The organism is Paractinoplanes deccanensis, assembly GCF_016862115.1.
Lineage (GTDB): Bacteria > Actinomycetota > Actinomycetes > Mycobacteriales > Micromonosporaceae > Actinoplanes > Actinoplanes deccanensis.
On the sequence record NZ_BOMI01000025.1, the window covers coordinates 1 to 21,770 of the forward strand.

Annotated in this window: 16 protein-coding genes; 11 read left to right on the plus strand and 5 right to left on the minus strand. The window is 71.8% G+C overall.

The features are described from left to right. Nucleotides 1–726 precede the first annotated feature (726 nt). Both Ade02nite_RS08155 and Ade02nite_RS08160 read right to left on the minus strand, forming a co-directional pair. A complete protein-coding gene (locus Ade02nite_RS08155) occupies nucleotides 727–1,710 on the minus strand; it encodes an alpha/beta fold hydrolase (protein ID WP_203760931.1) in 984 nt (327 codons plus the stop codon). Nucleotides 1,711–1,730: 20 nt separating this feature from the next. Further along, nucleotides 1,731–2,303 (minus strand): TetR/AcrR family transcriptional regulator, encoded by a 573-nt coding sequence (locus Ade02nite_RS08160; protein WP_203760932.1) that lies wholly within the window; start codon nucleotides 2,301–2,303, stop codon nucleotides 1,731–1,733. Nucleotides 2,304–2,382: 79 nt separating this feature from the next. Between Ade02nite_RS08160 and Ade02nite_RS08165 the strand changes: the two genes are divergently transcribed. Together Ade02nite_RS08165 and Ade02nite_RS08170 are read left to right on the plus strand one after the other, a co-directional pair. Then, nucleotides 2,383–2,784 carry a DUF488 domain-containing protein gene (locus Ade02nite_RS08165; RefSeq protein WP_203760933.1) on the plus strand — a complete coding sequence of 134 codons (402 nt, stop codon included), beginning with the start codon at nucleotides 2,383–2,385 and terminating at the stop codon, nucleotides 2,782–2,784. Nucleotides 2,785–2,825: 41 nt separating this feature from the next. Next, on the plus strand, nucleotides 2,826–4,157 hold the full coding sequence (locus tag Ade02nite_RS08170; RefSeq protein ID WP_203760934.1) for a radical SAM protein: 1,332 nt from the start codon (nucleotides 2,826–2,828) through the stop codon (nucleotides 4,155–4,157). Here the strand turns inward: Ade02nite_RS08170 and Ade02nite_RS08175 are convergent, their stop codons facing one another. Then, nucleotides 4,158–5,840 (minus strand): caspase family protein, encoded by a 1,683-nt coding sequence (locus Ade02nite_RS08175; RefSeq protein WP_203760935.1) that lies wholly within the window; start codon nucleotides 5,838–5,840, stop codon nucleotides 4,158–4,160. A 200-nt stretch (nucleotides 5,841–6,040) separates the two neighbouring features. On the opposite strand from Ade02nite_RS08175, the gene Ade02nite_RS08180 reads away from it, so the two are divergent. Beyond that, nucleotides 6,041–6,733, plus strand: coding sequence for a hypothetical protein (locus Ade02nite_RS08180; protein ID WP_203760936.1), 693 nt, complete (start codon nucleotides 6,041–6,043; stop codon nucleotides 6,731–6,733). Nucleotides 6,734–6,766: 33 nt separating this feature from the next. Next, complete coding sequence (locus tag Ade02nite_RS08185) at nucleotides 6,767–8,263, plus strand: gluconokinase (RefSeq protein WP_203760937.1); 1,497 nt, start codon at nucleotides 6,767–6,769, stop codon at nucleotides 8,261–8,263. Here Ade02nite_RS08185 and Ade02nite_RS08190 read toward each other — a convergent pair. Further along, complete coding sequence (locus Ade02nite_RS08190) at nucleotides 8,250–10,814, minus strand: hypothetical protein (protein ID WP_203760938.1); 2,565 nt, start codon at nucleotides 10,812–10,814, stop codon at nucleotides 8,250–8,252. The genes Ade02nite_RS08185 and Ade02nite_RS08190 overlap by 14 nt on opposite strands. A 114-nt stretch (nucleotides 10,815–10,928) precedes the next feature. Between Ade02nite_RS08190 and Ade02nite_RS08195 the strand changes: the two genes are divergently transcribed. The 4 genes from Ade02nite_RS08195 (at nucleotide 10,929) to Ade02nite_RS08210 (ending at nucleotide 14,112) form a co-directional block, all read left to right on the plus strand. After that, nucleotides 10,929–11,462 carry a hypothetical protein gene (locus tag Ade02nite_RS08195; RefSeq protein WP_203760939.1) on the plus strand — a complete coding sequence of 178 codons (534 nt, stop codon included), beginning with the start codon at nucleotides 10,929–10,931 and terminating at the stop codon, nucleotides 11,460–11,462. Between the two features lie 344 nt (nucleotides 11,463–11,806). Then, nucleotides 11,807–12,028, plus strand: coding sequence for a hypothetical protein (locus Ade02nite_RS08200; RefSeq protein WP_203760946.1), 222 nt, complete (start codon nucleotides 11,807–11,809; stop codon nucleotides 12,026–12,028). Between the two features lie 50 nt (nucleotides 12,029–12,078). Then, nucleotides 12,079–12,618 (plus strand): NfeD C-terminal domain-containing protein, encoded by a 540-nt coding sequence (locus tag Ade02nite_RS08205; RefSeq protein ID WP_203760940.1) that lies wholly within the window; start codon nucleotides 12,079–12,081, stop codon nucleotides 12,616–12,618. Continuing rightward, nucleotides 12,619–14,112 (plus strand): flotillin family protein, encoded by a 1,494-nt coding sequence (locus tag Ade02nite_RS08210; protein WP_203760941.1) that lies wholly within the window; start codon nucleotides 12,619–12,621, stop codon nucleotides 14,110–14,112. Between the two features lie 43 nt (nucleotides 14,113–14,155). Here Ade02nite_RS08210 and Ade02nite_RS08215 read toward each other — a convergent pair whose 3' ends face one another. Then, nucleotides 14,156–15,247 carry a glycoside hydrolase family 12 protein gene (locus tag Ade02nite_RS08215; RefSeq protein WP_203760942.1) on the minus strand — a complete coding sequence of 364 codons (1,092 nt, stop codon included), beginning with the start codon at nucleotides 15,245–15,247 and terminating at the stop codon, nucleotides 14,156–14,158. A gap of 145 nt (nucleotides 15,248–15,392) precedes the next feature. Here Ade02nite_RS08215 and Ade02nite_RS08220 point away from each other — a divergent pair, with 145 nt between their 5' ends. From Ade02nite_RS08220 to Ade02nite_RS08230, 3 genes are all read left to right on the plus strand, one after another. Continuing rightward, entirely contained in the window at nucleotides 15,393–16,220 is an 828-nt protein-coding gene (locus tag Ade02nite_RS08220) for a phytanoyl-CoA dioxygenase family protein (RefSeq protein ID WP_203760943.1), read from the plus strand. A gap of 140 nt (nucleotides 16,221–16,360) precedes the next feature. Continuing rightward, on the plus strand, nucleotides 16,361–20,224 hold the full coding sequence (locus Ade02nite_RS08225) for a Pls/PosA family non-ribosomal peptide synthetase (RefSeq protein ID WP_203760944.1): 3,864 nt from the start codon (nucleotides 16,361–16,363) through the stop codon (nucleotides 20,222–20,224). After that, the gene (locus tag Ade02nite_RS08230; RefSeq protein WP_203760945.1) at nucleotides 20,221–21,531 is read left to right on the plus strand and encodes a M1 family metallopeptidase; all 1,311 of its coding nucleotides are present in this window, start codon (nucleotides 20,221–20,223) and stop codon (nucleotides 21,529–21,531) included. The genes Ade02nite_RS08225 and Ade02nite_RS08230 overlap by 4 nt, the downstream gene beginning before the upstream one ends. Nucleotides 21,532–21,770: the final 239 nt, after the last annotated feature.

Below are 21,770 nucleotides of genomic sequence, written 5' to 3' on the forward strand. Positions count from 1 at the left end.
CGCGGGTTGGCCACGATCGCGGGTTGGCCACGATCGCGGGTTGGCCACGATCGCGGGTTGGCCACGATCGCGGGTTGGCCGGGAGTGCCGATCGGCGGGATCGCGGGTTGGCCGGGAGTGCCGATCGGCGGGATCGCGGGCTGGGCGTGATGGCGGGCTGGGCGTGATGGCGGGCTGGGCGGCATCGCGGGCTGGGCGGCATCGCCAGCTGGCCGGGACGCCGATCGGCCGGGATCGCAGGCCGATAGAACCGATCGATCACGGACGCGGTCTGGTCGCGACCGCGGTCTGTATCGGCGACGCGTGAGAACTGACCCCCTAGCCCTGGAACCCAAGCGACGCCAGGGGGTCAGTTTTCGGCCGCCGTTGACAGTCTGGTCAGGACGCGGTCTGGTCGGGATCGCCAGTCGGCCGACATCGTAGGCTGGCCACTGCCGCGGGCTGGCCGGGATTGCCGGTTGGGCGGGATCGCAGGCTGGCGGGGTCGCAGGCCGGCAGGGTCGCAGGCCGGCAGGGTCGCAGGCCGACGGGGTCGCAGGCCGGCAGGGTCGCAGGCCGACGGGGACTGCCGGTTGGGCGGGATCGCCGGTCGGCCGCGGGTTGGCCGGGACCTGTGGGTTGGCCGAGACCACGGGTTGGCCGGGACCCGCGGGTTGGCCGAGACCACGGGTTGGCCGGGACCCGCGGGTTGGCCCAGACCACGGGCTGGCCGAGACTGCGGGCTGATCAGAGACCAGCTTGCTCGTAGAACGAGCGCAGGGCGTCCGCCATCAGTTCCGGCGCGACGAACGGGGCGAAGTGCGACTGTCCCGCCCAGGTGACCCGGCGCGCGGTGGGCAGGTCCGCGGCCAGGGCGTCCATCGAGGTTGGCATCGGTTCCCAGGTGTCGGCGCCCTGGAGGATCAGGGTGGGCACGGTGATGCCCGTGAAGGAGGGGCTTTCTGCGGTGAGGGCCTCCAGGTCGTGCAGCCAGCCGACTGCGGCGACCGGGTCCGGTGAGGGCGGGCCGAAGGCGGCGACGATGTCGGCGGGCACCCTCGTCACCTCGTTGAGCACGGCGAACATGCCGGCGTGGTCGTCGCGCTCGAAGCACGCTCGGTAACGGTCGAGCAGCGGCCGGATCACCGCCCCGGTGGCGAAGAGCGGCGGTTCGAAGACGGCGAGCGAGCGCAGCCGCCCGCGCGCAGCCTTCGGCGGCGCGGCGTGCGGTTCTGCGGCGTGCGGCGGCGCGGCGTGCGGCTCTGCGGCGTGTGGCTCTGTGGCGTGTGGCGGCGCGGCGTGCGGCGGCGCGGCGAGTGGCGGCGCGGCGTGCGGCGGCGCGGCGAGTGGCGGTGCGGCGTGTGGTGGTGCGGCGTGTGGTGGTGCGGCGTGTGGTGGTGCGGCCGGCGGCGGTGCGGCCAGGGCGGTGTGTGACGGTGCGGCCAGGGCGGTGTGTAACGCCAGGAGTGCGCCGTAGGAGGCGCCGACCAGGTGGGCGGGGCGGCCGATCCTGTCGAGCACCTCGAGCACGTCGGTCACCTCGTCCGCGAAGGACTTGGGGGTGGGAGGGAGGGTGCTGGGGGCGTAGCCGCGGCGGGCGGGGATCCACAGTTCGTAGGTGTCGGCGAGTTTTTCGATCAGGGGGTCCCAGCTGTGCAGGCCGCCGCCGGAGCCGTGGAGGAGGACTATCGGGTCGCCGGTGCCTTCGCGGCGTACCACCAAGGGGGTCATCAGTTGTCCTTGTCGTGAGACTACTCAGCGGTGGGCCAGTGGGTCAGCGTGACGTGGAGGGCCTCGACGATGCTCTGCCAGGACGTGTCGAGGTCTCGGGGGTGGCCGAAACCGTCGGCCGTCTGGAGGGTGGCGAAGCCGTGCAGGGTGCTGCGGACGAAGCGGATGGCGTCGGTCAGGGCGGGCTCCTCGATGCCGTAGCCGCGCAGTGTGGCGTAGCTCAGCTCGATGAGCCTCAGGTGCCCGCTCGAGTTGAGGCCGACCTCCGGCGGCAGCTGGAGGTTCGTGGCCGCGTACTGGCCGGGGTGGCTTACGGCGAACTCGCGGTAGGCGCCGGCGAAACCGGTCAGCGCGTCGCGGCCCGCGCGGCCGGCCACGGCGAGCGCGAGGCGGTCGGCGAAGGCTGCCGCGGCCCGGACGGCCACCTGGTGCAGCAGCGCCTCCCGGCTGCGCACGTGGCCGTACAGGCTGGCGTCCGCCACCCCGAAGTGCCGGGCGACCGCCGCGACCGTGAGCCGGTCGAGGCCCAGCGTGTCGGCCAGCTCGGTGGCGGCCGCCGCGACGCGGTCGGTGGTCAGTCCCTGGCGTGGCACGGCTGTCCTTGGGGTCGTGGTCCAAAACCTAGGGCCCCTAGGGTACGTGGTGAGGTAAGAATGGGAAGCCGGAGGGTCGATGATGAAGAGGCAAGTCCGGATCGGGCGGGTTTACGACGATCCCGCCGGTGACGGGTCCGCTCGCGTCCTCGTCGATCGGCTCTGGCCGCGCGGGATGACCAAGGAACGGGCCGGGCTCGACGAGTGGTGCAAGCAGGTCGCGCCCTCGTCCGAGCTGCGCAAGTGGTATGGGCACGCGCCCGAGCGCTTCGCCGAGTTCCGCCACCGCTACGAGGCCGAGCTCACCCACGGCGAGCAGGCGGCGGCCCTGGCACATCTGCGCGAGCTGGCGGGCACGGGGCCCCTGCTCTTGTTGACGGCCGCGAAGGACGTCAAGATCAGCGAGGCGGCCGTGCTCGCGGAGCTGCTCGGTGTCGCTAACGTCTCTGTCGGGGGACCCGGTGACGGCGCGCAGCCGTGATGACATGGAATGAGATCGACTCACCACTTGCAGGAGGGCGCATGTCGTCACGTACGGATCTCGTTGAAGATCTCATGGGTCGTTTCCCGCACATTCCGCGTGAAGCGGTCATCAAGGAGGACCTGCTGCGGGGTGGTCTGGCCTTCGACGACTCCGCGCTCACCGACAACGAGAACGGCGACGTCAAGCCGAAGTCGTACTTCATCTTCTCGTTCGACCACCGCACGCTGCCGGAACTCGGCACGGCGGCGCTGCGGCGCCCGCCGGAGGAGATCGTGCTGACCGGCGGGCCGTACGAGCTTCGCCGCACCGTTGTTTCGGTCCGCACCAATCCGGAATCGCCGTATCGGGTGAAGGCCGGCGAGGACGGCAAGCTCCAGCTCTTCCTCGACGGCAAGCCGATCGCCGACGTCGGGCTGCCGCCGATGCCCGACTACTACCGCCACACGCTCGCCAACGGCAAGCAGGTCATGGAGGTGGCGCCCACCATCCAGTGGGGCTACCTCGTCTACCTGACCGTCTTCCGGGTCTGCCAGTACTTCGGCGCCAAGGAGGAGTGCCAGTACTGCGACATCAACCACAACTGGCGGCAGCACAAGGCGGCCGGCCGGCCGTACACCGGGGTCAAGCCGGTCGACGAGGTGCTCGAGGCGCTCGAGATCATCGACAAGTACGACACCGCGAAGACCTCGCACGCCTACACCCTGACCGGCGGCAGTGTCACCTCGAAGGTGGACGGCCTCGCCGAGGCCGACTTCTACGGCCGCTACGCGCAGGCGATCGAGGAGCGCTTCCCCGGCCGCTGGATCGGCAAGGTGGTGGCCCAGGCGCTGCCCCGCGCCGACGTGCAGCGCTTCAAGGACTACGGCATCCAGATCTACCACCCCAACTACGAGGTGTGGGACAAGCGGCTGTTCGAGCTTTACTGCCCCGGCAAGGAGCGGTACGTGGGCCGCGAGGAGTGGCACCGCCGCATCCTCGAGTCGGCCGAGGTCTTCGGCCCGCGCAACGTCATCCCCAACTTCGTGGCCGGCGTCGAGATGGCCGAGCCGTTCGGCTTCCGCACCGTCGACGAGGCGATCGAGTCGACCACCGAGGGCTTGCAGTACTTCATGTCGCGCGGCATCACCCCGCGCTTCACCACCTGGTGCCCCGAGCCGACCACCCCGCTGGGCCGCACCAACCCGCAGGGCGCCCCGCTGGAGTACCACATCCGCCTGCTGGAGGCGTACCGCGCGACCATGGAGGCCAACGGCCTGTCCAGCCCGCCCGGATACGGCCCGCCCGGTGCCGGCAACGCGGTCTTCTCGGTGAGCTCCTTCATGGACAGCCTGCCCGCCGAGGCGCCGATCGCCGACCACGTCGCCGGCTAGCTAGGGGGTCAGGCCGAAGAGCTCGGCGAGGCGGAGCCCGGCGGCGCGGGGAAAGGTCGTGAACCGCGCCGTCGTCAGCTCCGCCGCCAGCTCGGCCAGGCCGGGGCGCACCAGGGCCGAGGCGGGGTCGTCGTCCAGATAGGCCCAGCCCTGGCGCAGCATCGGCCAGAAACCCGCGACGGGCCCGGTGGCCTCCGGTGTGGCGGGCTGGGCGGCCACCGCGGGCACCGTCACCCGCAGCTGCCCGCTGTCGTCGGTGCTCGCGTCGAGGTCGGCGAGCAGGGCGATGTCGTACGGGATCGGCTCGTCCTGGGCGAGGTAGCAGTGCGCCAGGTGCCTGATGCTCTCCACGTCGGCGACCGCGTCGTAGAGGTAGGCGCTGAGCACCCCTCGTACCGGATCGAGGTGTTTGCCTGCGCGCAGCTCGGCGGCGAGGTCCGTGGCGGCGCCGGCGCGCAGGCCGCCCCGTTCGAGCTCGCCGATGGCCAGCTCCGTGGCCGCGTAGGTCGTCGGGCCGGCGTGCAGCTCGCGGTAGACCAGGGCGGCCGCGCCCTTCTCCCGTACGACCACCGACCCGATGAAAAGCGGCAGCGCCGTGACCGCCGTGAACAACCCGTTTGCCAGCTCCAGCTGGGCCGGCTCCGGGCGCAGCAGCTGGTCGGCCGCCTCGTGACGCAGGCGGCACCAGTCGCGCCGGCCCGCGAAGTCGGTGCTGACCCCGCCGGGCTTCCACACCGCCGCCACGGTCGCGCCGTCCACCGCGAACCCCGACCCCGTCTCGAACGCCTGCGGCCGCTCCTGGGCCCGCAGCCGGTGCTCGAGCACCTCGTCGGGCTGCTCGTCGCGTGCCCTCAGGACGACGCGGCCGGTGGAGCGCACCGCCTCGCCCGGCGGCCACGGCGGGAAGTCCGGCGCCTCGACGGGCGGCCCGTCGCCGTAGTAGATGTCGTCGTTCTCGGGGAAGGTCGGGGTGACGCTCGGCACCAGCGTCAGCCGGTACGTCTCGGCGAGCCGCGGCACCTCGCTCTGCAGAAAAGTGCCCAGGCTCCGGCTCGTCACCTTTCCGGGCAGCAATGTCGAGAACGCCTCCTGCCGGGTGCCCCACAATGCGGAGAGAACGACACCGGAGAAGAGGCAGCGATCGTCGTCCGGGTCTTTTCCGGGGATCATGAATGCTTCGGTGCCGTCCTGCGCGGCGATGAATTTGTCGACCGACATCGTGGCCGACCGGGGCCGCGGGCCCTTGCCGAGAAGGCCGTCCGGGGTGAGATCGGCGGTGTCGACGTCGGCCGGCAGGCTCCGGCACGCGTCCGCGAAGATCGCCACCTGGTTGACGCCGTAGAAGCCGAGCCGCCGCCGTAGCACCTCGACCGCCACGGCGCGCTGCTCGCTGTGCCAGTCGGAGAGCAGCCACAGGCCCTGCTCCAGCTCGCGGATGAGACCGTGACCGGCGAAATAGATGATGAGCCGGTGAAACGCCTCGCCGCTGAGCAGCGTCTCGAACTCCTGGCGCAGCCGGGGCGCCGTCACGGGTTCGGTCTCGTCGGTGACCAGGCGTGACTCGTACCCCAGACTTTGGGCCCAGGTGTGGAACTCCCGCGCACCGTTGACCGCGCCGCCGAGGAAGGGCAGCGGCGCCGCGTCGCTGACGCCGATGGCAAGGGCCGCTCGTCGCTGAGGCATGACCCCAGGATCCACTGCCGGCAATGCGACAGGCATTCCACCGTTCGGCCATTGAGGCGTGCAGGGAATGCGCGGAGACTCGGAATTCCAGCGCGGGCCACAGGGGAGGAAAGTCGATGTTGGCGGAGAACGAAAAGGCCAGGGAATTCGTCAGATCGATCGACTTGTCCGGCACGCCGCGCGGCATTGTTCCGCAGGGCATGGCGGCCGAACCCCAGGAGATCTTCGACGCGGCGAAGGCGCAGGCGCAGGTCGTCGGCTCCGGCCTCATGTCGTTCGCGCAGGGCGTCACCCCCGAGGTTCGCGAGGCGATCTCGAATTCCGCGCTGCTCGCCCAGCTGGTGGCCAACAAACGCGCCTCCGCCGAGAAAGACCCGATCGCGTGGTACTCGGCATACACCCAGGTCCTGCAGAACGTGGGCTGGGTGCTCCAGGAGAGCGGCTGGGCCGACTACACGGCCAAGGGCCAGGCCGCCGAGGTGCACGAAAAGATCATCGAAGTGCTGTCGGTGGCGCTCGGCCCGTCGGTCGCCGCGCTCAAGCTGCTCCAGTCCGCCATCGACGTCCTCAAGGCCATGAAGCCGGACACGTCGTGGCTCACCATCTTCAGCCGCGAGACCGAGCACGCGAGCATCGCCCGCTTCCAGATCGGCCTGGTCGAGCCCGGCGAGAACGACGACGTCTTCGTCTCGATGCTCGCCTGCCTGGTCGAGGGCAGCAGCTCGGTCACCCAGGTGCTGTTCTTCAAGTACCGCGCCGAGCACGCCCGCTTCAAGGGCAACAGCGCCAAGGTCTCCCTCAACCGCGCGGCGCTCGAGGACCTGGGCCCGGAGATCCGCAAGAAGGTCCGCGCCTACATGACCGACTACCTGAGCACCATCACGGACATCTGAGCGCGCCGGGACTCCTGCGCTTAGGGTCGAGGGGTGACCCGCACCGACGACGACGTCGCGCTCGACGCAGCCCTGGATCCGCTCGTTATCGCGCTCGACATCGGGTCGACCGCCACCCGCGGTGGCGTGCACGACGCGTCCGGCCGGCGGGTGCACGGCCTTCAGCACAAGGTGGAGCACGCCTTCACGGTCGCGCCCGACGGCACCTCGATCATCGACCCCGATCAGGTGACCGCCGAGGTCGAGCAGGTCCTCGACGCGGTGACCGGTGACCCGCGCCTGGGCACCCGCATCGCCGGCGTCGCGATGGACACCTTCGCCGCCTCGCTGATCGCTGTCGACGCCAGGGGCCGCGCGCTGACCCCGTGCCTGACCTACGCCGACTCCCGCAGCGCCGGCGAGGTGACGGCGATGAGGCAGGAGCTCGACGAGTACGAGGTGCAGCAGCGCACCGGCACCCGCCTGCACACCAGCTACCACGCCCCGCGCCTGCGCTGGCTCGCGGCCACCCAGCCGCAGGTCGTCGCCGCCGCCGCGCACTGGTGGTCGCTCGGCGAGTACATCTTCGCCCGGTTGATCGGCCTACCGCTCGCCGGCACCTCCACGGTGGCGTGGACCGGCCTGCTCGACCGCCGCACCGGCATCCTCGACGCCGGCCTGCTCGCCGCCGCCGGCCTCGACCCCGGCCGGCTCTCCCCGCCGCGCGACACGGCCCAGCCGGCACCCGCGGCGGCTCCCGCCCGCCGGCCCGCCCTCGCCCGCGCCGTGTGGTTCCCGGCCATCACCGACGGCTACGCCAGCAACATCGGCGCCGGCGCGCTCGACGCCACGGTCCTCACCGCCGCCACGGCCACCAGCGGCGCGCTGCGCGTCCTGCTCGACGGCCCCGCCGACCCGCTCCCGTTCGGCCTGTGGAACTACCGCGTCGAGTCGCGGCGCACCCTGCTCGGCGGCGCCATCAACGACGTCGGCCGCGCCGTCAGCTGGGCACAGAACACGCTGCGCCTCAGCCCCGACGCCGCCACCACTCTAGGTGCGCCGCCGAGCGACGCCACACCGCTCGTGCTGCCCTACCTCACCGGCGAACGCGCCCCCGGCTGGGCCGGCCAGGCACGCGCCGCGCTCACCGGGGTGTCGGCAGCCACCGACCCCGACACCCTGTTCCGCGGCATCATCGAGGGCGTCGCGATGACGTACGCCCGCGTCGCCGACGACCTGCACCCGGCCGCACCGGGCATCGTGGAGGTAGCGGCCTCCGGCCGGGTCAGCAACGACCAGCCGTCGTGGCTGCAGATCCTCGCCGACGTCCTGGGCCGCCCCGTCACCCACGTGACCCGCCGCCGAGCCACCCAGCGCGGTACGGCGCTGCTCGCCCTGGACGTGCTGGCGCCGGGCATACCGCGGGCGCCCCGAGCCACGGGGAAGACGTACGAGCCCCGAAAGGCCCACGTCGACCACTACGCGGGGCGGCGCGCCCGCTTCGCCGACCTCTACACCACGCTCGTCGCCGACCTCATCAACCGATCGTGAACGGCACGGCCGTCACCGGCGACAGCGAACCGTCGGTGAACTCCCGCCGCACGGACAGGGTGTGCTCGCCGGCGCGATCCGCCGTGTACGAGACCACTGTCTCCCAGCTGGACCAGTCGTACGGTGCCTCCTGAACCGGCCCGTCGTCTACGCGCCAGAGGAACTTCGTGGTCACCTCGGTCAGGTCCCACGCGGAGAAGCCGAACTGACTTGGCTCACCCAGCGGCGCGGGCGTGACATTGACGTCCACACGCGGGTCGCGCACCAGCACCCACCGCGAGGTGCTGTCCGAGACCACGCCGTCAGCGCTCAGGCTCACCGCGGTGATCGTCAGCCCGGTCCAGGCGTCCGGCACGTCGACGGTGACCGTCGCCTTGCCGTCCGCGTCCACCGGGACCGTCAGCTCGGGAAGGTCCACGCCGTCGGAGCTGGTCGCCTGGTAACGGAACGTCGCCGCGCCCTCCTGCCCGGCCCCGAGGGTGAGCGTCAGCGGGCGTCCCGCCACCGCCTCCTCGCCGAACGGGCCGTGGGCGGTGAGCCGCGGACCCGACTCGATGTGCAACACGTACGTGGTCGACGGCGACAGCGAGCCGTCGGCCAGCTTCGCCCACACCGTGACCGGGCTGTCCCCGGCGTGCGCCGGCACGACCTCGAAGGTCGCGAAGGACCCGGCGACCTCCCGCTGCGGGCCGCCGTCGAAGCTGTACACCATGGCCACCGCGTTCGGCAGGTCCGACCAGGCGCTCACCGCGACCGGGTCGCCGACGCGCGCGCCGAACGTGTACGCCTCCACCCCGGGACGGTTGTCGACCACCGAGAACGACTCCCGCGACGGCTGCGACCGGTTGCCCGACGCGTCCACCGACGACACCGTGATGGTGTAGCCGCGCGGGGTCTCCGGGGTCCAGGCGAGCTCCGCGGTGCCGTCCGGCCGCGCGTCGACACGCTGCTCGTCCCCATCGTTGACGCTGTAGAGGTAGCCGACCACGTTCGTGGTACGCGGAGTGAAGGTGAAGGTGCCGGGCACGCCCACGACCGGGGTCTTCGTCCAGTCGAAGTCGGCGGAGGTGACCTTCGGGGCGTCGGTGACCGTGACGCTGTCGTTCTGCGCGCCGATCATCTTGGTGCCCGCGTAGGCGCGTGAGACGACCGTCTTCGTGCCGACGCTGTCGAACACCAGGTCACCCTCGCCCCTGCCGCCGGTCGCCGGCACCCGCGTCTCCGGGCCGCCGTCGACCGCGTACCCGAACGAGGTGACCTCGGTTGCCGCCGTCTGGAGCTTGATGTGGCTGGTCAGGCCGACGCCGTTCATCTCGAAGACGGCATACGGCGCGGTGTTGCGGACCTGGTACTCGTACCGGACGAACACGCCCCGGTTGCCCGCCGCGTCCAGCGCCGCCACCTCGAGACGACCGCGGCCGGCATAGGGCGGTGTGATGGTCACTTTGGCCCGGCCGCCGGGGTGGTTCGCTTTGACGCGCTCGCCGAGGCCGCCGTCGAGCCGATTCCAGACGAAGCCGGTGACCTCGGTGTCACCGCCCGCGTCGAACACGAAGGTGCCCGGCACTCCCGGCCCGCCGGTGCCGGGGAAGTCGGCGCTGGGGTACTTCTTGGAGGACACGACCGGCGTGGTCGTGGGCGCGGTGGTGTCGACCGTGAAGTAGCACGTCCTGCCCCACGGACCGGCGTCGTCGTTGTCGGCGGCCCGCGCGGTCCACGCGACCACCGTGCCGTCGGCGAGACCGGCGAGGCCGAGGCTCGGGCTCGACGATTCCTTGCGCTCGCCGGGCCGGTCGACCGGCCAGTACGCGTACGTGATCCTGGGGTGGTCCGCCGGGTCGGCGTCGGTGGCCGTGGCCTGCACCTGCATGAACGTGCCGGCCGCCGGGTGCTTGTCGAGCGTGCCGCAGCCCCCTTCCGGGAACTTGAGCTTCAGGCCGCTGACCTTGGGCGCGTGGTTGGCGGCGTAGCTCATCCGCGCCCGCGTCATGGTGCGGCCGGCCTTCGGGTCGTTCTCGGCCGAGGCAGCGATGCGTACGGCCAGGGTCAGGGTCTTGTCGCCGCGGGCGAACGCGGCCTGGACCGCCGGGACCAGCTCGACGCCGAGGTACGCGCCCGGGCAGATCACGCCGCTGCCGTAGGAGCGCTGGTCGAGCAGCTCGAGATCCTTGGGCGGGTGTTGCCAGGTCGTCGTGGCGGTGACCGGCTTGGTGCGCCACACCTCGATCGGCGCGGCCGACGAGCAGTCGTTGACCGACCGTTCGGTGGTATAGAAGGTGACTCGGTGCAGCACCTGTCCCTTCAACGGCGTCAGGTCGAACGTGAAGTACGCGCGGCCGGTGTGCCCGTCCCTCGTGCCGATCAGGAAGTCACCGGACGGATCCGGGTTCGGTGCCGAGGCCTGCGCCTTGTCGGTGTAGGACCGGGCGCTCAACGGTACGGAGTCGTAGTTCATGGCCTGCGCCGGAGCGAACGCCAGACCGACGATGACAGTGGTGGCGCTCAGCGCGGCGGCCGCCGCAGCCAGAAACGTCCGGACAGTGCGATGCATGTGTTTCTCCCCGATGCCCCACCCACGGGGCGCCGGATCGTAGCATTGAAGATCATCACATCAGATCCCGGCGGACGGGCAGGTCCACCGCCGACAGCGTGAGGTGTGGGACGGATGATCGCCGGTGACGAGCTCGATCAGCTGTTGGGTTGTGATGAGGAGGGGCGTCGTCGATGGCTCGACCGTCGGCAGCCGGCGCCGCCGGAAGCGAACTGGTGGTTGCAGTTGCTGCTCCTGATCGATGAGCGATGGGAGCATCGGGTGGCAGAGCGACGGGAATGGGCTCGGCTCGAGATCTGGCTGCTGGGCCAGGCCGGCCGGCGTTCGGCGCTCGGCCGGGCCGAGGTCGCGGAGCGGACGGCGTACTTCGTGGCGCGGATGCGCGACGCCGGAACGGCGGCTTCGGCCCTGCCGTCGGCGGACGCTGTGGTTCGGGCATGCCTGGATGCCATACCGGTGGCGCTCGACCGTGTCGCCGTTCCGGCCGATCCGCGGAGTCTGCGGTCGCTGGAACTCGATGAGATGCGCGATTCGCGGTGCGCCAAGAATCTGCTCAACGCTGCCGAACGGCACCGGGCGCACGTCGAGGATCCGGATCTGGCCGACAGGCTCCGTGCGTGGCTCGCCATCAAGCCAGGGTTGGTCTGAACCTACGCGTGGTGGTCTACGTGCCGGCGTGGGGACTCCCTGCCGGGCGCGACGGTCCGCGATCGAGCGCGCCTGCCACTCGCTGGGCCAGACCATGTCGTCCCCGCCGGCCACCAGGACCAATCGACGGATCCGTTCCACCGGGATGGCCGCGTCGACGCCGGTGGCATGCGCGCCGGTCAGCATCGCCGCCTCCGAGCCGAAGGGGTGCTCGCTCGGCACAAATCGCACTGCGGCCGGCGGGGGGCGAGGACACGGCCTCAGCATCGCACCTGTCACGAGCGACCGGGCGGCGCAGTCCTCAAGGAAGCAAGGAAGCAAGGAAGCAAAGGGAGGACGCCCCCATGGAGTTGAGCTTCGCGGCCGACATTCGGCCGCTGTTTCGGGACCGGGATCGCAACGCCATGCTTGGCATGTTCGATTTGTGGTCGGTTGATGACGTTCGGGAGCACGCGGAAAGCATCCACGCCGTTCTCGCCCGGGGTGCCATGCCGTGTGACGGGGCCTGGCCGCCGGAGCGCACCGCGCTTCTGCGGCGCTGGATCGACGGAGGCGCCCAAGCTTGAGTGGCGGGGTTCCTCTACCCTGACCTCGTCGTTCATAGGGGGGAGGGCGGATGGCGACGGCCACGACGATCTATCTGGTGATCGGTGCCGCCGGCGTGGTGGTGCTGGCTCTCTCCCTGCTCGGCGGTGAACTGCTCAGCTTCCTGCACGTCGGGGACGGGCCGGTCTCGCTCGAGGTGGTGGCCGGCTTCGTCGGCGCTTTCGGGTTCGCGAGCGCCATCGCGGCGGAGCTGTCCGGGTCGGCGGTGCTGCCGCCCGTTGCCGGGCTGGTGGCCGCCTTGCCCACCGCCTGGTTCGCCCTGCGGCTTTCGCGCGCGGCCCACGGCATGCGCACCGATGCCACCCCGACGCGGCGGGATCTGGTCGGGACGCTCGGCGTCGTCGTCACCGCGGTGCCGCGCGGGGGCGGCTACGGCGAGGTGCGCGTTCTCCTGGGTGGGCAACCCGTCAAGGTGTACGCGCGGGCGGAGCACCCGATCGCGGCCGGCGCCCAAGTTTTCGTGGTCGAGGCGCCGTCCGACACCAGCGTCGTCGTCGAGGAGACCCTCCGGATCGACGAGAACACCCATCACACCCCTGGAAAGGCCTAGATGTCACCTCTGCTCATCGCCGTCGGCGGTGCCGTTCTCCTCATCATTCTGCTGATCCTCTTCGTGCTGTCCCGGATCAAGGTGGCCGGTCCGAACGAGGCGTTCATCATCACCGGGCGCAAGGGCCGGGTGACCCAGTCCGCGGACGGCACGAGCACCACCGACCTGTCCGGGCAGAAGGTCGTCATGGGCGCCTCGGTCTTCGTCCTGCCGGTCGTGCAGAAGCTCCAGTCGCTCGACCTGTCCAGCCGCCGCATCGACGTGGGCATCAAGGGCGCGGTCTCCAAGCAGGGCATCCGGGCCGACCTGCACGGTGTCGCCATCGTCAAGGTGGGCGGCAACGAGGGCGCGATCCGGGCCGCCGCGCAGCGGTTCCTGCACCAGCAGGCCGAGATCGAGGAGTTCACCCGCGAGGTGCTCGCGGGCGCGCTGCGTTCGATCGTCGGTCGGCTCACCGTCGAGGAGATCATCCGGGATCGGGCGGCGTTCGCGAGCGCGGTGGCCGAGGAGGCCGAGCACTCGATGACCAACCAGGGTCTGGTGCTCGACACGTTCCAGCTTCAGGACATCCTGGCCGAGGGCTCGTACCTGCAGGACCTGGGCCGTCCCGAGGCCGCCCGCGTGCTCAAGGACGCCGCGATCGCCGAGGCCCGTGCCCGGCAGGCGGCCGAGCAGGAGCGGCTGCTCGCCGAGGAGGCCATCGCCGAGGCGCAGCGCAACCTCGCCCTCAAGCAGGCCGGCATCCAGGCCGAGATCGACGCGGCCAAGGCGAAGTCGGCGGCCGCCGGCCCGCTCGCGCAGGCCGAGCGGGACCAGGCGATCCTCGCCGAGCAGCAAAAGGTGGCCGAGCGCAACGCCGAGCTCAAGCAGCGCCAGCTCGACACCGAGGTGCGCAAGCCGGCCGACGCCGAGCGCTACAAGGTCGAGCAGGAGGCCGAGGCGGCCCGCAACGCCGCCGTGCTCGCCGCGGACGCGCAGCGGCAGGCCACCATCGCGGCCGCGCAGGCCGCCGCCGAGCAGGCCCGCCTGACCGGTGAGGGTGAGCGGGCCCGCCGGGCCGCGCTGGCCGAGGCCAACGCGATCGAGGGTGCCAAGGAGGGTGAGGCGGAGCAGCGCCGGCGGTCCGCGATCGCCGAGGCGATCGAGCGGGAGGGTGCCGCCGAGGCGGCCGCCATCCTGGCCAAGGGCGGCGCCGAGGCCGAGGCGATGGCCAAGAAGGCGGAGGCGTTCTCGGCGTACGGCGAAGCGGCCGTCCTCGACCTGCTCGTGCGGGTGCTGCCGCAGGTCGTCGAGGCGGCGAGCGCGCCGATGGGCTCGATCGACAAGATGACCGTCATCTCCACCGACGGCGCGTCGTCGCTGACCAAGTCGGTGGCGAACAACGTCGCGCAGGGCCTTCAGCTGGGCACCGACCTGACCGGCATCGACCTGGCCGGCCTGCTCGCGCAGCTCGGCCAGAAGAAGGCCGTCAACGGGACGGTCACCGAGCACTGACGCAACGGGAGGGGCTGCCGACAGCGGCCCCTCCCGCCGAGAACTACGAGAAGGCGAGCGAGAAGCTGTTGGTGGTGAAGGCCGACTGGCCCGCCGTGCCGGTCAGCTCGAAGCCGAACTGCAGCTCGCCGATCGTCACGTCACCCCACCAGTTGTTGGTGCGCAGCCAGTTCATGATCGCCAGCAGTTCGATGGTGCCGGCGTTGGTGTTGGCGCGCACGAACGAGTAGACCGCGTTGGCGCCGTTCGAACCGCGGTAGACGTTCCACGTGTGGCCGCCGACCGTCAGGTTGCGCACGGTCGGCACGGCACCGTTGGCGTCGTACGCCTCGGCGATCGGACCGACAGCGCCGTGCTGGTTGGCCCAGATCATCACCTCGTACGCGTGGTTGTCGGCCCAGATGTCGTACGCGGTGGCGTAGTCACCGTCCGCCGGCACGGTCACGTTGAACGAGCTGGTCACCGACGAGAGCGAGCTGAGCGTACGGTTCAGCGTCTTGCCGGTGTTGGGGTAGGACTTCACGCCGCTGGTGCGGGGGTGGTTCGCGACGACGCCCCAGTTGGTGCCCGTACGAGCCCAGATCGTCTGTGTGCCGGCGCCCGAGCCCCAGATGTTGTTGTAGAGCGTGTAGCCGTTGTTGGTCCACGAGGCCCACTGGCCCGAGTCGACCCAGGCGGCGTCCGAAGGAACGCCGGTCGTGGGTGGCGGGCTCGTCGGTGGCGGGGTCGTCGGAGTGGTGGCTCCCGTGCACGCCGTGCCGTTCAGGGTGAACGCGGTCGGTGCGGTGTTCGTGCCGGTCGACGAGCCGTTGAAGCCGAACGAGACCGTCCCGTTGGTGGCGACCGAGCCGTTGTAGCCCGCGTTGCGGGCGGTGACCTGCGCGCCCGACTGGGTCAGCGCGGTGTTCCACGCCTGCGTGACGGTCTGGCCGTTGGCGTACGACCAGACCAGCGTCCACGAGGTGAGCGGGTCGCCCAGGTTGGTGATGGTGACGTTGGCGCCGAAGCCGCCGGGCCACTGGCTGCTGACGGTGTACGCGACCCGACAGCCGGCGGCCGCGGAGGCGGGGAGCGCGACCGCGGCGGTGACGGCCACGGCCGCCGCGAGGGGGAGCGCGAGGATGCGTTTCCGCATGTCAATCCCATCTTCCGGGTTGTCGAAGCGCTTCGACGGTGGGGCGCAACACTTCGACAGGCATCTATGGTTTGCGGTGATGGTAGGCCGTTGGGAGCGCTCCCGTCGACTTGCAACGTTGGAAACGCCGCTGTAGGCAGGGTGCATGACGATTTCCATCGATGCGGCGGCCGGCGAGAAGGCTCGCACCGCCATCTACGACGAGGGCATCACCGCGCTGCGCGGCGCGTTCGGCACGGACTGGGCCGACGCCATGCGCGAGGACATCGAGGCGGCGTTCGCCGAGGCCAAGGCGCGTCCCGGCGGGGCCGTCGGCCGCGGTCCCAAGCGCTGGTACGTGGAGATTCACCCCGAGCAGTTACGCGGCTTCGCCGAGCTGGCCGGTCATCCGTGGGTCGACGCCGTCTGCACCGCCGTGCTCGGCCCGGACTACCGGATCGTGGAGCTCGGCTTCGACATCCCGTTCCCCGGCGCCGTCAACCAGCCGTGGCACCGCGACTTCCCCATGCCCGAGGTGACCCGCCGGGAGGGGCGGCTCGACTCGCTGGCCTTCAACCTCACCGGGGTCGACACCACCGACGAGATGGGCCCGTTCGAGATCGCCCCGGGCACCCAGTTCGACGACGAGCCCGACTTCGGCCACGGCATGTTCCCGCCCAAATCCCACTACCCGCGGTACGCCGAGCGCGCGGTCCGCAAATATCCGCAGCGCGGCGACATCTCGGCCCGGTCCGCGCTCACCATCCACCGGGGCACCGCCAACCTCTCCGAGTTCGCCCGGCCGGTGCTGGTGCTCGGCGTCGACGCGCCGGACGCGACCAACAGCGACAAGCACGACCTGGCGGTCACCAAGCAGTACTGGGACAGCCTTCCCGACCAGGTGCGACGCCACCTGGACTGCCCGGTCGTCGACCGCCTGACGCCTATCACCCAGAAGCACACCATCGAGGGTCTGGTCATGGGCGACGCCTGACCGGCCCCTCTGTCACCTTCGACACACCGCCGTCACCCGCCGTTTCCCACCTGTAACGTTGGCTGTCGCCCCGGGCGGCCCATCGCCGTGCGCCTGGCCGACGTGTTGACCCGCAAGGGTGGAGATGGAGCAAACGCCCGGTGACAGTGACGACCGACCTTCGTCTGATCGACCTTCCCGAGATCGCGTTCGCGCCGGAGGCCCCGGCGCTGTTCCACTCCCGGTCCACCCCGGTGCGCCGCACGCTCGTCGACATCCTCGACGCGACGGTGCAGGCACACGGCGGGGCGCGGGCGATCGACGCCGGCGGCCGGGTGCTGACCTACCGGGAGCTGGCCGACGAGGTCGAGGCGGTGCGCGCCACCCTCGCCGGGCACGGTGTCGGTGTCGGCGACCGGGTCGGCATCCGGGTCTCCTCGGGCACGGCCGAGCTCTATCTGGCTATCCTCGGCGTGCTGGCGGCCGGCGCGGCGTACGTGCCGGTCGACGCGGACGACCCCGACGAGCGCGCCGAGCTGGTCTGGGTCGAGGCCGGTGTCGCGGCGGTGCTCGGCGACGGGCTGAGCGTCGCGATGCGGCGTACCCCCGAAGGCCGGACCGGACGGCCCGGGCCGAACGACGACGCCTGGATCATCTTCACCTCCGGCTCCACCGGCACCCCGAAGGGCGTCGCCGTCACCCACGCCTCGGCGGCGGCGTTCGTCGACGCCGAGGCCGGGCTCTTCCTCGCCGGCGACGACGCGGACGCGATCGGCCCGCACGACCGCGTCCTGGCCGGCCTCTCCGTGGCGTTCGACGCCTCCTGCGAGGAGATGTGGCTCGCGTGGCGGCACGGCGCCTGCCTGGTGCCCGCCGCGCGCTCGCTGGTGCGCAGCGGCGTCGACCTCGGCCCGTGGCTCGCCGAGCAGCGCATCACGGTCGTGTCGACGGTGCCGACGCTGGCCGCGCTCTGGCCGGTCGAGGCGCTCGACGAGGTCCGGCTGCTGATCTTCGGCGGCGAGGCGTGCCCGCCCGAGCTGGCGGAGCGGCTGGCCGTCGAGGGCCGCGAGGTCTGGAACACCTACGGCCCGACCGAGGCGACCGTGGTGGCCTGCGCCGCCCCGCTGACCGGCGAGGGACCCGTGCGCATCGGGCTGCCGCTGGACGGTTGGGAGCTCGCCGTCGTCGACGGCGCCGGCCTGCCCGTCGCCATGGGCGAGACCGGCGAGCTGGTCATCGGCGGCGTCGGCCTGGCCCGCTACCTCGACGCGGCCAAGGACGCCGAGAAGTTCGCGCCGCTGCCCTCGCTGGGCTGGGAGCGCGCCTACCGCAGCGGCGACATCGTGCGCGCCGAGCCCGAGGGCCTGCTCTTCCTGGGCCGCGGCGACGAGCAGGTCAAGCTCGGCGGCCGCCGCATCGAGCTGGGCGAGGTCGACGCGGCGCTCCAGGCGCTGCCCGGCGTCGCCGGCGCGGCCGCCGCGGTGAAGAAGACCGCCGCGGGCAACCAGCTGCTGGTCGGCTACGTGGTGCCGCGCGAGGGCTTCGACGCGGCCGCCGCCGCGCTGCGCATCCGCGAGCAGCTTCCGGCGGCGCTGGTCCCGCTGCTGGCCGAGGTCGAGACGCTGCCGACCCGCACGTCCGGCAAGGTCGACCGGGCCGCGCTGCCGTGGCCGCTGGCCTCCGCGTCCGCTGCCGAGGCCGAGCTGAGCGCCACCGAACAGTGGCTCGCCGGCGGCTGGGAGCAGATCCTGGGCGTACGCCCGTCCGACGCGGGCGCCGACTTCTTCAGCAGCGGCGGCAGCAGCCTCAACGCCGCCCAGCTGGTGGCCTGGATCCGGCTCAAGCACCCGCAGGTGGCCGTCGCCGACATCTACCAGAGCCCGCAGCTGTCCGAGATGGCAGCGGTGCTCGACGCGCTGCGCGCCACCGAGACGGTCCGCCGCGACGTCGCGCCCACGCCCCGCCGCGCCGGCCTGATCCAGGCGCTGCTCATGACCCCGATGCTCGTGCTCGTCGGCCTGCGCTGGCTCACGGTCGCCGCCACGCTGCTCGCGCTGGCGCCGTGGGGACCGGCGATCCACTGGTGGTGGATCGTGGCCGGCTGGCTGGTGCTGTTCAGCCCGCCGGGCCGCATCGCCATCGCGGCGGGCGGCGCGCGGCTGCTGCTGCGCGGCGTCGGCAAGGGCGACTATCCGCGCGGCGGCCGGGTGCACCTGCGCCTCTGGGCCGCCGAACGGCTCGCCGAGCTCACCGGCGCGACCAGCGTCGCCGGTGCCGGCTGGATGATCACGTACGCGAAGGCGCTCGGCGCGCAGATCGGCCGCGACGTCGACCTGCACTCGGCGCCGCCGGTCACCGGCCTGCTCAAGCTCGGCCGGGGCGCGGCGATCGAGCCCGAGGTCGACCTCTCCGGCTACTGGGTGGACGGCGACGTCGTGCGGGTCGGCAAGGTGCGCGTCGGCGCCGGCGCCCGGGTCGGCGGCCGCAGCACCCTGATGCCCGGCGCCCGCGTCGGCAAGGGCGCGCACATCGACGCCGGCTCGACCGTGACCGGCGCGGTGCCGGCGGGCAAGCGCTGGGCCGGGTCGCCCGCGGTGCCCGCCTCCGCCAAGGACGACGGCGGCTGGCCGTCGCAGCGCCCGCAGCGCAGGTCGCGCCTGTGGGTGGTCGTCTACAGCGTCACGGCCCAGCTGCTCGGGCTGCTGCCGGTCGTGGCCGCGCTGCCGGCGCTCGCCCTGCTCGGCTGGGCGCTTCGCGGCGGGCCCGAGCTCGGCGCGGCGCTCGCGGTGGCGCCGGTCGCCGCGGTCGCCTACTTCCTCTCGTACGCGCTGCTCGTGCTCGTCGCCGTGCGCGTGCTCAGCGTCGGCGTGCGCGCCGGCTACCACCCCGTGCGGGGACGGATCGCCTGGCAGGTGTGGACGACCGAGCGGCTCATGGGGATGGCCCGGATCGCGCTGTTCCCGATCTACGCGAGCCTGTTCACGCCGGTGTGGCTGCGGCTGCTCGGCGCGAAGATCGGGCGCAACGCGGAGCTGTCGACGGTGCTGGCACTGCCGAAGATGACGACGGTCGAGGACGGCGCGTTCCTCGCCGACGACACCATGGTGGCCACGTACGAGCTGAGCCACGGCTGGCTGCGGGTGGCCCCGGCGCGCATCGGCAAGCAGGCGTTCCTCGGCAACTCGGGCATGGCGGCGCCCGGGCGCTCCGTACCGAAGCGGGGTCTGGTGGGGGTGCTGTCGTCGGCGCCGCGCAAGGCGAAGAAGGGCTCGTCGTGGCTGGGTGCCCCGCCGATGCCGCTGCGCCGCACGGTGGAGGAGGGCGACGCGAGCCGTACGTACGACCCGCCCCTGAAGTTGAAGCTGGCCCGCGCCGCGATCGAGCTGTGCCGCGTCGTTCCGGTGATGCTCGCCGCCGTGCTGGCGGTCCTGGTGCTGGGCGCGCTCGAGCAGATCTGGCGCGCGTCCAACGGCTGGGTGGCCGCGGCCGCCGCCGGTCCGGTGCTGTTCGCCGCGGTGATCGTGGCGGCGCTGCTGGCGAGCGCCGCGAAGTGGCTGCTGGTCGGCCGGTTCCGGGTCACCGAGCACGCGCTGTGGACGTCGTTCGTCTGGCGCAACGAGCTCGCCGACACGTTCGTGGAGGTGCTGGCGGCGCCGTGGCTGTTCCGCTTCGCCAGCGGCAGCCCGCTGCTGAACGCCTGGCTGCGCACCCTCGGCGCGACGATCGGCCGCGGTTCGTGGGTCGAGACCTACTGGCTGCCCGAGTACGATCTGGTGCGGCTCGGCGAGGGTGCGACCGTCAACCGGGGGTGCGTCGTGCAGACCCACCTGTTCCATGATCGGATCATGAGCATGGATACGGTCACTCTGGACGCGGGCGCCACTCTCGGCCCGCACGGCATCGTGCTGCCCGGCGCGAGCATCGGCGCTCGCACCACGGTCGGCCCAGGCTCGCTGGTGACCCGCGGCGACGCGGTGCCCGCCGACAGCCGCTGGCAGGGAAACCCGATCGCGACCTGGGCATGACCACCGGCAGCGACCGTTCCACCGACTCGTACCTGCCCCAGCACGGCAACGGTGGCTACCGGGTCCTGCACTACGACCTCGACCTGGACTACCGCGTGGAGTCCAACCGGCTCACCGGGAAGGCGACGATCACGGCACAGGCCGCGCAGGCGCTGTCCCGGTTCAGCCTCGACCTGGGCCAGTTCCGCGTGCAGGACGTCCGCGTCGAGGGCCACCGGGCGTCGTTCGCCCACCGCGCCGGCAAGCTGCGCGTCAAGCCCGACAAGCAGCTCGGCTACGGCGCCACCTTCAAGATCGAGATCCGGTACGCGGGCAAGCCCGTCCCGATCTCCGGCCGCTGGGGCGACATCGGCTGGGACGAGCTGACCGACGGCGCCCTGGTCGCGAGCCAGCCGAACGGGGCGCCGTCGTGGTTCCCGTGCAACGACCGCCTCGAGAAGGCCGGCTTCCTGCTCACGCTGACCGCCCCCACCCCGTACACGGTCGTGGCCACCGGCGACCTGGTCTCCCGCCGCCGCGGCGCCGGCACGACAACCTGGGTGTACGAGCGCAACGAGCCGACCGCGCCCTACCTGATGAGCGTGCAGGTCGGCCGCTACGAGCTGCTCGACCTGGCCGCGATCCCGGTGCCCCAGCGCGCCGCGATCCCGCCCCGCCTGCGCCGGACGTTCCGCCACGACTTCGCCCGCCACGCCGACATCATGCGAACGTTCACGGACCTGTTCGGCCCGTACCCGTTTCGCTCGTACGCGGTGGTGGTCACCGACGACGACCTGGACGACCCGATCGAGGCCCAGGGCATGGCCGTGTTCGGCCGCAACCACGTGGACGGCTGGCGCTCCCACGAGCGGCTGGTCGCCCATGAGCTGGCCCACCAGTGGTTCGGCAACAGCCTGACGGTCGCCGACTGGCGCCACATCTGGCTGAACGAGGGCTTCGCGACGTACGCCGAATGGCTGTGGTCCTCGTATTCGGGCGGCCCCACGGTCCAGACGCTGGCCACCCAGTGGCACGCGACGCTGGCCCAGAGCCCCGCCGACGTCCTGGTCGCGAACCCGGGCGTGTCGCGCATGTTCGACCCGGTCGTCTACAAGCGCGGCGCCCTGACCCTGTATGCGTTGCACGAACGCATGGGGGACGCGGCGTTCTTCGCCATGCTGCGCTCGTGGGTGGCGGAGCACCGCCACGGGCTGGTCACCACGGAGCAGTTCCGGGGCCATGCGGCCCGCTTCACCGCGGCGCCGCTGGACGACCTGTTCACGACGTGGCTCGACCGGCGGCCGCTGCCGCCCCTCCCTGCGAACTGACCCGTCCCGCCCACGCAAGGGCGGCATCCACAGCCGGATTCGTCCTCTTTGGGCGGCCCGTGTGTCCACAGCCCGATTCGTCCGTCGGGCAGGTCGCGTCTCCACAGCCGGATTTGTCGTCTTGGGTGGGCATGTGTCCATAGCCCGTTTTGTCCGGCAGGCGGCCTGCGTGTCCACAGCCCAATTTGTCTCCAGGTGGGAAACGAACTCACGGCTGTTGTCCTGAGACGGGAGGCCCG